General features: G+C 44.1%; 11 protein-coding genes. 4 read left to right on the plus strand and 7 right to left on the minus strand.

The features are described 5' to 3' along the window. Positions 1-20: 20 nt before the first annotated feature. Positions 21-776, minus strand: coding sequence for a molybdate ABC transporter substrate-binding protein (modA, locus tag FR741_RS19695; RefSeq protein WP_167427512.1), 756 nt, complete (start codon positions 774-776; stop codon positions 21-23). A gap of 69 nt (positions 777-845) precedes the next feature. Then, positions 846-2,297, minus strand: coding sequence for a cobyric acid synthase (locus tag FR741_RS19700; RefSeq protein ID WP_167427513.1), 1,452 nt, complete (start codon positions 2,295-2,297; stop codon positions 846-848). 155 nt (positions 2,298-2,452) lie between these two features. Here FR741_RS19700 and FR741_RS19705 point away from each other — a divergent pair, with 155 nt between their 5' ends. Continuing rightward, positions 2,453-2,827, plus strand: a complete 375-nt coding sequence (locus tag FR741_RS19705; RefSeq protein ID WP_005394506.1) for a YgiW/YdeI family stress tolerance OB fold protein — start codon at positions 2,453-2,455, stop codon at positions 2,825-2,827. A gap of 153 nt (positions 2,828-2,980) precedes the next feature. Continuing rightward, the gene (locus FR741_RS19710; protein ID WP_005394515.1) at positions 2,981-3,517 is read left to right on the plus strand and encodes a hypothetical protein; all 537 of its coding nucleotides are present in this window, start codon (positions 2,981-2,983) and stop codon (positions 3,515-3,517) included. A 113-nt stretch (positions 3,518-3,630) separates the two neighbouring features. Here the strand turns inward: FR741_RS19710 and FR741_RS19715 are convergent, their stop codons facing one another. From FR741_RS19715 to FR741_RS19725, 3 genes are all read right to left on the minus strand, one after another. Continuing rightward, positions 3,631-4,314, minus strand: a complete 684-nt coding sequence (locus FR741_RS19715; protein ID WP_167427514.1) for an ATP-dependent zinc protease family protein — start codon at positions 4,312-4,314, stop codon at positions 3,631-3,633. Positions 4,315-4,325: 11 nt separating this feature from the next. Then, positions 4,326-5,513: an amino acid aminotransferase gene (locus FR741_RS19720; RefSeq protein WP_048625063.1), complete on the minus strand. Its 1,188-nt coding sequence runs from the start codon at positions 5,511-5,513 to the stop codon at positions 4,326-4,328. 182 nt (positions 5,514-5,695) lie between these two features. Beyond that, positions 5,696-6,526, minus strand: a complete 831-nt coding sequence (locus FR741_RS19725) for an AraC family transcriptional regulator (RefSeq protein WP_167427515.1) — start codon at positions 6,524-6,526, stop codon at positions 5,696-5,698. A gap of 120 nt (positions 6,527-6,646) precedes the next feature. Between FR741_RS19725 and FR741_RS19730 the strand changes: the two genes are divergently transcribed. After that, positions 6,647-8,032, plus strand: a complete 1,386-nt coding sequence (locus FR741_RS19730) for an MATE family efflux transporter (protein ID WP_167427516.1) — start codon at positions 6,647-6,649, stop codon at positions 8,030-8,032. An 84-nt stretch (positions 8,033-8,116) separates the two neighbouring features. Here the strand turns inward: FR741_RS19730 and nrdG are convergent, their stop codons facing one another. Together nrdG and nrdD are read right to left on the minus strand one after the other, a co-directional pair. Beyond that, the gene (gene nrdG, locus FR741_RS19735) at positions 8,117-8,587 is read right to left on the minus strand and encodes an anaerobic ribonucleoside-triphosphate reductase-activating protein (RefSeq protein WP_005394529.1); all 471 of its coding nucleotides are present in this window, start codon (positions 8,585-8,587) and stop codon (positions 8,117-8,119) included. Positions 8,588-8,671: 84 nt separating this feature from the next. Further along, positions 8,672-10,792, minus strand: a complete 2,121-nt coding sequence (gene nrdD, locus FR741_RS19740; RefSeq protein ID WP_161442232.1) for an anaerobic ribonucleoside-triphosphate reductase — start codon at positions 10,790-10,792, stop codon at positions 8,672-8,674. 309 nt (positions 10,793-11,101) lie between these two features. Here nrdD and FR741_RS19745 point away from each other — a divergent pair, with 309 nt between their 5' ends. Further along, positions 11,102-11,968 (plus strand): endonuclease/exonuclease/phosphatase family protein, encoded by an 867-nt coding sequence (locus FR741_RS19745; RefSeq protein WP_167427517.1) that lies wholly within the window; start codon positions 11,102-11,104, stop codon positions 11,966-11,968. Positions 11,969-12,054: the final 86 nt, after the last annotated feature.

Genomic DNA, 12,054 nt, shown 5'->3' on the forward strand with positions numbered 1-12,054 from the left:
CCCTATGATTGAAAGCCGGTTTATTGCTGAAAGCCATATTGAGCAAAAACGCGTGCGGCTTCGTCCGATTTTAGGTACTGGAAGAACTGCTCAGACTCAGTAGAATCATTCACAACCGCAGCCGGATAAACAATAGCCGCATGCGTATCACTCGCGAATTCACCAACAATTTTGACTTTGTCGGTTAACTGCGCATCGGTTTTGTAGACCACGCCTAAAGGTGCTTCCCCACGTTCAACCAACGCCAACGCTAGGCGCACATTCTTTGCTGGTGCGATTTGAGTTTGAACCTCTTTCCATACACCCAGTGTAGTCAGTGATTCTTTCGCGTACATACCAGCAGGCACTGACGTCGGATTGCCTAACGCAAGGCGATTTCCATGCAATGCCTTTTCCCATGCTGTTGCATCAGAGAAGTTAAATGAGGTTAATTCTGAAGACTGAGGCGCAATCAACACTAAGCTATTGCGCACCAAGCTTGTGACATTGTCACGAGAAATAACGTCTTTATCGACCAAATAATCCATCCATTTAGTATTCGCAGAAATGAATATATCCGCTGGTGCGCCGTTGATAATTTGTCGAGCGATAGAAGAAGAACCACCATAAACGGGAGTGATAGAAACGTCATACTTTTCTTCAAAGTTTTGGGCGATTTCGTCGATCGCATTCGTCATCGAAGACGCCGCATACACTTTGAGGTTCGTAGCTGCGTTAGCTGAAAATGAAATGCTTAATATTGCCGCGAGGCAAGCATGCGTTTTCCATGCTTTCATAGAGAAACTCCAATACAAGGCAAGCGAAAGAACTGGTTATTTGGGTAGAAAGTTCAATCAGTTAATGTGCTATTTAAACAAAAAATCAATGTTCATATGTTGTTCTATCGCATCTGCAATACGATTAATTCCTTGCTCCTTTAACTCTTCAAAGTCTTGTTGTTTGATTTGAGTGCCGTTTACCCACTCTGACACCAGGCTTAAGACATCTGCCTCATCAAAGAACCCGTGAAGGTAGGTTCCCATGATTTGGCCACACTTGCTGATAGCCCCCTCTGCTTCACCAGTACTCAATGTAAGAGGTTGAATGCCCTGCACTTCACTTTGTCCTACGTGGATTTCATACCCCTTTACATTGGCTGTTTTGCCATTAAGAGAAAGCTGTGCTTGTGTATTTGTAAGCTGTTTGCTGTTAGTTAGCGTCGTGGTGATGTCTAGTAAGCCAAGCCCTTCGCTTTGACCCGGCTGGCCTTCGACGCCATTTGGATCATCAATCAAGTTTCCAAGCATCTGGTAGCCACCGCAGATACCAATCACTTTTCCACCAAGACGAATATGACGTAAGATATCTTTATCCCACCCTTGGCTTCTTAGATACTCTAAGTCGTCTCTAACTGATTTGGTCCCAGGCAAAATAACAAGGTCGGCTTTATCTATTTTCTCGCCTTTGCCTACATAACGTAGATTGATGTCGGGATTCAATCGCAACACATCAAAATCAGTATGATTACTAATCCGGGTTAAAACAGGCACAACGACATTCAGTTTTACCTCAGAGTGCAACTCTTGCTGCGCGGTGATCGCGTCTTCTGCTTCTAAATTCAAACCATGAAGAAAAGGAAGCACACCGAGTACAGGTTTGCCTGTTTTTTCTTCTAGCCAGTCGAGGCCCGATTGCAATAAACGAATATCACCTCGAAAACGGTTGATAACAAATCCTTTTACTCGCGCTTGTTCAGATTCAGAAAGTAACGCGAGTGTTCCGTACAAATGTGCAAACACACCACCACGATCAATATCAGCAACAATGATCACCGGAACATCAGCGGCCTCCGCAAAACCCATGTTCGCAATATCGCCTTCTCGTAAATTGATTTCAGCAGGACTCCCTGCACCCTCGATCATGATCGAATCAAATTCTTGAGTCAGACGAGAGAAGGAATCTAACACCGTATCCATCGCAACTTTCTTGTAATCATGAAAGCCAGCCGCATCCATATTTGAAAGCGCCTTGCCCTGCAAAATGATCTGAGCACCTGTATCACTGTTAGGTTTAATCAAAACCGGATTCATATGCACGGTTGGCTCAATATTACACGCCTGTGCCTGAACTGCCTGAGCTCGACCTATTTCACCGCCATCTTTGGTTACCGCACTATTTAGTGCCATGTTTTGTGGCTTAAATGGGGCAACGTTTATCCCTTTTCTCGCTAATACACGGCATAAACCTGCCACAAGGACACTTTTTCCGGCATCCGAAGTGGTGCCTTGAACCATTAAAGATGGGATCGCTGATTTCATGAACATTTGTAAGGAATAGAGGAAGATGAACAATCATAACGTCATCGTCCCCACTTACTCAAGCAAATGAATAGAATATGAATGTTGAAATCATCATTGGTTCAAACAAGCTCTGTTTTAATGAACCCATCAAAACAAACCGATGAGGATGTAACATGAAAAAGAATACAATTATCGCAACAATCGCCGCCTTAGTTATTGCTCCTTCTATCGCATTCGCGAAAGATCACGCTAAAAACCAATCAAACTTGCAGTTTAATGGTCCTGTCACTGTGGAAAAATTGGACGCCTTGCTAAACGACTCCAATATGTTTACTGAAAAAGATGTAGTCGTTGAAGGTAACTTATTACGTCAAGTTCGTGCGGATAAGTTTGTCTTTAGCGACGGTTCCGGTGAAGTGATGGTGGAATTCGATGACGATATTCAGCTAAACACTCCGATTGATCACACGACTAAAGTCCGTCTGTTTGGTGAATTTGAAGGCGGAAATAAGCCAGAAATTGAAGTCGAGCAACTGGTGATCATGTAAAACAACCCCGATTGCTTTGGATATCAGCATGATGTGGTGAGCACTACAGCTAAATGGTGACGGCAAGCACTTAAAATGATAGCTTTATCAATCTTGGTCTGCTTTTTGCAGACCATTTTTTTGTTCATTTTAATCATCTTGCCCGGAGACACCATGCTAGGTAAAGCTCTAAAGGTTGCAGCCTTTGGTTTGTGCGCTGTTTTGCCACTTTCCGCACATGCAAATAATTTCAACTACAACACGATGGAATTTCGCATGGGCACTAGCCCTGGTACATTTGGTGGCGAGTTCAATACCTACTTTACAGAAAACACCCACTTCATTGCTCGCGCAGACAGTGAGTTTAGCGGAGACTGGGACATTGCTGGTGGTATTGGCTTTAACGGCCCAGCAGGCCAATTTGCAGATATTTATGGCCAAATGTTGGTACACAACATTAAAGAAAACGGCAGTGATAAAGTGGGTGACGAGTGGCGCACTGAAGTGAATATTGGTACTCGTATTTGGTTCATGCAAAATGTTGAGCTACATGCCCGTATCGGTCAAATAATGGATAACGACGATTCCAATACCGTTTATAATTTTGGCGCAAGATTCCACTCTACTCAGCAACTATCACTTGGCGCGGATTTCAAAAATAATGGTGTCTATGGCCAACAAATTGTGATGTCTGCTCGTTTTGCATTTTAATTAAGTAACTAAGCAACTGCATTAACAAGTGTGTGATTCAATAAAAATGGCCTCCGGTTTCGGAGGCCATTTTTGTTAAGTACCGATTGTTAGCCGGAACTAGTAATAAGGCATTAATTTTTGCCGGATTTTTTAGGTTTATCTTGGACATACTTTTTCGATACATCCACAACGGCGATATCTCTAAAAAAGCTTCGACCAAGTAAAATTGGAAACTTCATATGCCCACGTTCAGCTAACGTAAACTCTGTCTTTTCTTTGTGGTCACCGACGGTAATATACGCTTTTACTACCGCTCGTTTATCCACCTCTTCTGACGATGACTGCTTGATTTTAGCCCAGCGCTCTACAGGTACTTTAAACTCTTTAGTTTCTTTATCGCCCAAGTCGATCTTAAACTGAACCCAATCTTTACCATCACGCTCAAACGGAACAATGTCTGTCGCGCTAATTGATGATGTTGTCGCCCCTGTATCAACCCTAGCTTTGAAGGTTTGATCAATTTCAGGAACGTAAACCCACTCTTCAGAACCAAGAATCAACATGCCGTCTGGTGTCTTTGTCACTTTGGCTGGTTTTGTCGGTTTTGGCTCGGGCTTTTTCTCAGGTTTTACTTCAGGCTTAGGCTCAACCTCAGGCGTTGGATCAACCTCTGGTTTCACTTCTGGCTCTACTTTGACAGGTTCTTCGACCTTCGGCGACTCAGGCTCAGCAGGTTCCTGCGTCGTTTGAGTTGACGTACAAGCAATTAAACTGCCGCTCATCATAAGCGGCAGAATCAGTTTCCAGTTTTTCATCCACACTCCAATTAAGCTTGAGATACTTTCTTAATTGCGTCCGCTACGTATGGAATATGAGTTTCGGTAAGTCCAGCGATGTTAATTCGACCATCGCCAACACCATAAATGCCATAATCTTCACGCAGTTGCGCCATTTGGTTTTCACTAAAGCCTAGCACAGTAAACATGCCTTTGTGACCCTCAATGAAGTCAAATTGATCGGTATTATGGTTGTTTCTCAATTCGTTACACAAACTTTGACGAAGACTAACCAAACGATGTTGCATTTCACTCAACTCTTGCTTCCAAACGGAAGTCAGGTTGTCATCTTGAAGAATCGTCTTAACCAAAGCCGCTCCATGATCGGGTGGCATCGTGTAAGTAGAACGCGCTAACGTAAGTAGCTTGCCTTTTGCGTTGGCCACGTCTTGCATGTTCTTACCAACGACAATCGCCGCACCTGTGCGCTCGCGATATAGGCCAAAGTTCTTCGAACATGACGTCGTTATTAACATCTCTTCAACGTTATCTGCCATGAAGCGAAGCCCTTTTGCGTCTTCCTCTAAGCCATCACCAAAGCCTTGGTAGGCAATATCAACAAATGGGGTGAAACCGTTCTTCTGTGACAATTCCGTAATGGCTTGCCAAGCAGAAAAATCGATATCTGCGCCTGTTGGGTTGTGACAACAACCATGCAGCAATACAACATCGGAAGGTCCTGCTTTCGCAAGGTCATCCATCATTTTTGCAGTGTCTACTTGTTTCGTTTCTGGAGAAAAGTAATGGTAGAACTTAACTTTAAGACCTGCCGCTTCCATCACTGGTTTATGGTTTACGTAGCTAGGGTTTGAAATCCAAACCGTCGTATCTGGCTGTGCGACCTTCATCAGGTCACCTAACATACGCAGCGCACCACTTGCACCTGGCGTTTGAATGGCAGCAACACGATCCATTGCTGACGTTCCCGTCAGTAGCAAATCGATCATGCTTTTATTAAATTCTTCGCAACCCGCAAGACCAACGTACGATTTGGTTTTTTGAGTTTCAACAACGACATCCTGCGCCATTTGAATGGCTTTCATGATCGGCGTTTCGCCTGCGCTGTTCTTATAGACGCCAATACCAAGGTCAACCTTGTTTGGACGGTCATCGTTACGGTATGCAACGGATAGAGATAAAATAGGATCTAATACGGGAGTTGGGAGATTAGAAAACATGAAAGTCATAACCCTTTGAAATTCAAGTACCGAACCTCACGTTAACACCATCGCAAAAAATGGCGAAATGATTTTTCACTTATTTCATCAATTAGAGAACAAAATTCTGGGTTACGATAAGTTTTGTGCGCTCTATCGGTTATAAAAAGAACGATTCACTCCTCAATATACCAATCCACTCTTCAGCTTTTCCTAAATTCTCTTGGCGTCATGCTCGACCACGCTTTAAAACGTGTACTAAAGTTGGCACTAGTTGGATATCCGACTATCTCTCCAATATGTTGAATCGGCCATTCTGTTGAACGAAGTAACCTAGCAGCGTATTCCATGCGCATACGTGTTAAATGTGCCATCGGGCTTCGACCAAACTGCTTTTGAGTCAGACGGTGCAAATGTGGCTCCGAACATGGATATAAAGCTGCCACTTGCTCGACACTCCAATCCTTATGGAGCTGACGCTGGACAAGATCGAATACGCGCCGAAGCCTCAATTGGCTGCGTGATATCGACTCTGAGGGCGGCATGTTTAACATCAGCTCTAACTGAGCCACGCTATGTGCACCAACCGCACCACCATAATCAATAGGAAGATTAATACTGCGTAACAACGTTTGGATACACGCATACATCACCTCAGGTGCAGATGTGAGCTGGTAACTAATATTACTCTCTATCATTGGCCATGCTCTATCAGGAGTAAGAAAAAGCCATGCGATCTGCCAGGGTTCCTCTTCCATACCAAAACCGTTTTCAACACCTGCAGGCACCGTGATCAACGAGCCAGGCTCCAAATCATATCGACACGCCCCACTTTCTAACCAACCTTTACCGCGCACGGTGTAAAGCAGCATGTGTTTTTTTTGGTTTTTACGATAAACAGAGAAGAAGTCACGACAGGTTGCAATTCCGCACTGCACAATGCCTCTCTCCTCCAATGCCAGTACTCGACTGTGATCAATAAACTCTTGATAGGTTTTTTCTGAAATCGCGTAGCGTTCTTGTTTATCTTCCATGATTTATTGGCTCACATATACACTAGTGGAGAGTTTTACAAAGGTTTTGGATGCCTTTGAAAAATACACCGCCAAATCATAGGGATAAACTACTCGCATTAATCTTTAAGGAGAAATGCGATGCTCTTAACACGCGAATACATCGATAAAGCATTTTGGCAAAAGCTGATTTCGATTGGCCTTCCTGTTTCACTTCAATCCATGCTTTTTGCGTTACTCGGCGTCGTGGATATTTTCATGGTGAGCCAACTCGGCGAATCCGCCACTGCAGCCGTTGGAGTCGGAAATCGCATTTTTTTCTTTAACCTTGCAGTCATTTTCGGTCTTTGCGGTGCAGTAACAGTGCTGGCTTCTCAATATTACGGTTCAGGGAACCTGGCAGGAATCCGCAGAACATTGGCGCAATCTTGGTGTATTTCCATTTTAGTGACGCTGCCGTTTATTATTCTCTACGCGATTTTTGATAAAGAGATCGTCTCTTTCATGTCAGACGCTCCTGAATACGTCGCTTATGCGCGTGATTATCTTGTGATTACGGGCTTTAGCCTCATTGCAACCGCGATAGTGGTGCCAATAGAAGCGGTATTGCGCGCCGTAGGCCAAACCAAACTGGCAACCAACGTCAGTGTCTCCGCGATTGTCGTGAACGTCGTGCTTAATTATGTTTTGATTTTCGGTTTATTCGGCTTCCCTCAATGGGGCGTATTTGGTGCAGCCGTTGGCAGCTTTGTTTCTCGATTTTTCCAAACGGCAGTGTTGATTTACTTTTTCTGTAAACGCTACGCATACCTTATTCCGACCAAGTTCGATTGGGCGAAAGGCCGTTTAAAGCAGTATCGTCAAAAATACTTTAAGGTTTCTCTACCCATGTTGGTCCACGATGCGCTCTGGACTGGTGGGCTGATCGTTTACAGCATCATCTATGGTCAATTGGGCGTTTCAGAACTTGCGATCATCTCATTCTTATCCCCGATTGAAGGCGTACTGATTTCAACCTTTATGGGATTTGCGGTCGCTGCATCCGTTCTTCTTGGGAATGATATTGGCGCAAAACATTATGATCGGGTCGAGAAAACGGCGTGGTGGTATGTGTTAACCAGCGCAATCTTAGCCACCTTATTGTTTTTCCTAGTGTGGTTGAGCTCGCCTCTGATTCATCATCTATTGGTACTGAGCCCATTAACCGATGCAGAAATGGCACTCAACGTATGCTTAGTCATGGCGCTGGGTATGATTTTGAGAGTTTTTAACATGGTAGGGATTGGCGGCGTACTAAAGAGCGGCGCAGATATTCGCTACAGTATTTTCATTGATACGTTTGGTCAGTGGGCTATTGGTATTCCCCTTACCTATTACACTGGTATGGTACTCGGGTTGCCTTTGCATTTTGTCTTGATGTCTCTGCTAGCTGAAGAATTTGTGAAAGGCGTACTTACGACTTATCGTATCCAATCTAAACGTTGGATAAATAATATAGTCGAGGATGACCAAGCGGTGACAGCGTAACTGGAAATACACTAACGAACTCACACCAAAAGGGCTCACACGTTATGCACGTGTGAGCCCTTTTTATGTTTGGAGAATACTTGATTAAATATCCGTAAAGCGATGAATGATTTGGTTTGAACTGCCACGCCATTCGAGATTGAGATCTTTCTTGTCTTGTTCAAACTTACCATCAATCAAAACATCGATGTATTGCACCACTTCTCTTTGCGCGTCATCCAGTTCAGCCAGTGTGTAGCCTGTCCAAACCCAGATGTCTTTACCGGGACACTCTTCTCTCACCCTTTTCACGATCTTTAAAATATGAGGTACATTAGCAGGATGAAGCGGATCTCCGCCCGACAACGACAAACCGCGACGCTTAATGCGCGTGTCATTCAAGTCATTGATGATCTTGTCTTCCGCTTCTTGCGTGAACAACACTCCCGAATCCAAGCGTTGCGTCGACTGGTTATAACAGCCACGACACTGATGTACACAGCCCGACACAAACAATGTGCAGCGCGTACCCGGTCCGTTAACAACGTCAATTGGATAATATTGGTGGTAGTTCATAATGCGTCTCTTTGTTATCGCGAAAAAGAAAATCAACCTAAAGCAGGTTGATTTTCAAAGTGTTGAATCGAGTGGTAATTAACCTTATAGGTGTTTCACTCGACGTTTAACTTCTTCTTGTTTGCCGAAGTTAAACGGACGTGCATCTGGGCTGCCCAAGTAGCCACATACGCGACGTGTCACCGATACTTTGGTTGAATCGTGGTTGCCACAACTTGGGCAAGTAAAGCCTTTGCTTGTACATTCAAACTCGCCGGTGTAACCACATTCGTAACACTCATCAATCGGAGTGTTGGTTCCGTAGTAAGGAACGCGGGTGTAACTGTAGTCCCACACGTTTTCTAGCGCTTCTACGTTACGTTGCATGTTCGGGAATTCACCGTAACAGATGAAGCCACCGCTTGAGATTTCTGGGTAAGGCATCTCGAAGTCGATCTTGTCGTAAGGGTTAACCTTCTTCTCAACATCCAAGTGGAAGCTGTTGGTGTAGTAACCTTTGTCTGTTACGCCTTCAATCAAACCAAACTCTTTGGTGTCGATGCGGCAGAAACGACTACATAGGTTTTCACTTGGTGTTGCGTACAAGCTAAAGCCATAGCCAGTTTCGTCAGCCCATTGATTCACCGCATCTTTTAGATGTTTGATGATCGCGACCGCTTTTTCACGCAATACGGCATCATCGTAAACGTGCGCTTCAGTACCAAACAACGCGTTGATAGTTTCATGCACGCCAATGTAACCTAGAGAAATTGATGCACGGCCGTTTTTGAAGATTTCTGCAATCGAATCGTCCGCTTTCAAGCGCACACCACATGCACCTTCCATATATAGAATTGGTGCAACGCGCGCTTTTACGTTCTCTAGACGAGAAATACGTGTTTCTAGTGCTTTACGAGCAAGACGTAGACGATCATCAAGCAGTTCATAGAACTTCGCTTCGCTGCCTTTTGCGCGAAGCGCGATACGTGGCAAGTTCAAGCTAACTACACCAAGGTTGTTACGACCTTCATGGATAAGTTCACCATTCTCTTCGTAAGTACCTAGGAAGCTACGACAACCCATCGGTGTTTTGAATGAACCAGTTACTTCCACTACTTTGTCGTAGTTAAGAATGTCTGGGTACATACGCTTAGACGCGCACTCAAGCGCAAGTTGCTTGATGTCGTAGTTTGGATCTTCTGATTTGTGGTTTAGACCGTCTTTAATACCGAACACCAATTTAGGGAATACGGCGGTTTTACGGTTTTTGCCAAGACCAGCGATACGGTTTTTCAAAATCGATTGCTGAATAAGACGAGACGCCCAGCTTGTACCAAGACCAAAACCAAACGTTACGAATGGGGTTTGCCCGTTCGCCGTGTGCAATGTGTTTACTTCGTATTCCAGAGATTGGAATGCGTCGTAACACTCTTTCTCTGTGCGCGCTTTAGCAAACTCTTCTGGCTCAGCAATGTTCCACTCTTTCGCGATTTCTAAATGCTTTTCATAGCTCGTGATGACGTAAGGTTCTAACACTTCGTCAATACGGTTGATAGTTGTACCGCCATAAATATGGCTAGCCACTTGAGCAATAATTTGCGCCGTTACGGCAGTCGCAGTTGAAATCGATTTAGGCGTATCGATTTCTGCATTACCCATTTTGAAGCCGTGCGTTAGCATGCCTTTCAAATCGATAAGCATACAGTTAAACATCGGGAAGAATGGGGCGTAATCCAGATCGTGGTAGTGAATGTCACCCACTTCGTGTGCTTGAACCACATCACGAGGCAGGATGTGCGTTTTCGCGTAGTGCTTCGCCACAATCCCAGCCAACAAGTCACGCTGAGTTGGGATAACTTTGCCGTCTTTGTTCGCGTTTTCGTTGATCAAATCAAGGTTACTTTCTTCAATCAAACCCTCGATTTCACGAGTTAGTGCACTTTGCTTTTCACGAGCGATGTCGCGGTCATGGCGGTATTCAATGTAAGAACGTGCTAGGGCTTTGTAAGGGCCTTGCATGAGCTCATTCTCGACTAAGTCTTGAATCTCATGGATGTGAACTTCATCGTGATCTTTTAGCTGTAACTCGACAGCAAGAGCGACATTAAGAGCATAAATGGCGACATCTTTATCTTTGTTTTCCGCTGCTGCTTCAACTGCTGCTTGGATACGATCCCTGTTGAACGGAGCTCTTGAGCCGTCACGCTTGATTACGATTGGTTTCACTTTCTTCTCCTTACCCCAGCATACTCACAGAGTTATCCACAAACACACTATATGGGGTTATTTTTTATTCTGCTAACACAATATATTGTGGCGTATTTAACGAAAAGCACCACTTGAAAACATTGATTTTGATCAATAAAGATCGGCTAGCGGACAAGAACAAATCGATCTTATTGGTACTGATCTCAGTTGCGAAGAAAACCGTGAAAATTGCAAAATTGGAACTAAATCTACTTGCTTTTTTGGGATGTCTTATAGAATAAAGGTTGGAAAGGAATACGCTAAAATCCAGGAGTGAAACAAGCCAATATGCGATCACTATTTGTTACTGCCTTATTAATTTTTAGTTCAACGTCACTTGCTCAAAACTCCATCAACTTAACCAGTTGGAATATAGAATGGCTGTCTATAAATGGAGGTAAGATTTCGAGAACCAGTGACGATTTCGTCAAACTCAACCAATATGTGGATAAAACTCAAGCCGACATCATCGCCTTTCAAGAGGTCGACTCCAAAGCCGCCGTTCAAAAAGCCGTAGGAAATGGCTACGCGATTTACCTCTCTGATCGAGCTCAATCAAACAATAAGCACCTTCAGTTTTCTGATACCAACCAGTACACCGGTTTTGCTGTGCGTAAAGACATTGAAGTGTCTGACCCAGCAGACTTCTCAATCACGCGTGGTAATAGCAAGTTGCGCTTTGCCAGCTACATCGTCGTTAACCCAAACCAAAAGGACGAGCTTCACCTGCTCTCTGTGCATCTAAAAGCAGGATGCAGCGGAGCATACAAAAACAACCGCAATTGCCAAACACTGAGCCAACAAGGAGAAGCACTTGCGAAATGGATGAGCGAGAGAGAAAAGAAAAAGCAGCAGTACGCCGTAATGGGCGATTTCAATCACAACTTGTCGTATCAACGTGATTGGCTGTGGGCGATCATGACGCTTGGTAACGATGCACAATTGGTAACGCGAGATACCAAAGCGGATTGCAAGGTTCGCTCAAATAAGAACCCAAGAAAAACACACCAATTCCGCTCTTTGATTGATCACATTATTGTTAGCCCGCAAATAAAAGCGAAAAACGCGCATCAAACGCTGTTTAGCTCACAAGATGTTTTAGATTACAAACTGAGTGACCATTGTCCTGTAAACGCAACGTTAACGCTTAACTGAACGAACAAAACAGCCCAGCATCATGCTGGGCTGTTTTATGTTGTTTGTTAGATAGACGTTTAACTAGTTAACAAAAGAAACCGTTC

Origin of the sequence: Vibrio diabolicus, assembly GCF_011801455.1 — a bacterium.
Taxonomy (GTDB): Bacteria; Pseudomonadota; Gammaproteobacteria; order Enterobacterales; family Vibrionaceae; genus Vibrio; species Vibrio diabolicus.

Coding starts and splice junctions, on each gene's coding strand:
- modA (WP_167427512.1), bottom strand. CDS start 776: ATGAAAGCATGGAAAACGCATGCTTGCCTCGCGGCAATATTAAGCATT.
- FR741_RS19700 (WP_167427513.1), bottom strand. CDS start 2,297: ATGAAATCAGCGATCCCATCTTTAATGGTTCAAGGCACCACTTCGGAT.
- FR741_RS19705 (WP_005394506.1), top strand. CDS start 2,453: ATGAAAAAGAATACAATTATCGCAACAATCGCCGCCTTAGTTATTGCT.
- FR741_RS19710 (WP_005394515.1), top strand. CDS start 2,981: ATGCTAGGTAAAGCTCTAAAGGTTGCAGCCTTTGGTTTGTGCGCTGTT.
- FR741_RS19715 (WP_167427514.1), bottom strand. CDS start 4,314: ATGAAAAACTGGAAACTGATTCTGCCGCTTATGATGAGCGGCAGTTTA.
- FR741_RS19720 (WP_048625063.1), bottom strand. CDS start 5,513: ATGTTTTCTAATCTCCCAACTCCCGTATTAGATCCTATTTTATCTCTA.
- FR741_RS19725 (WP_167427515.1), bottom strand. CDS start 6,526: ATGGAAGATAAACAAGAACGCTACGCGATTTCAGAAAAAACCTATCAA.
- FR741_RS19730 (WP_167427516.1), top strand. CDS start 6,647: ATGCTCTTAACACGCGAATACATCGATAAAGCATTTTGGCAAAAGCTG.
- nrdG (WP_005394529.1), bottom strand. CDS start 8,587: ATGAACTACCACCAATATTATCCAATTGACGTTGTTAACGGACCGGGT.
- FR741_RS19745 (WP_167427517.1), top strand. CDS start 11,102: ATGCGATCACTATTTGTTACTGCCTTATTAATTTTTAGTTCAACGTCA.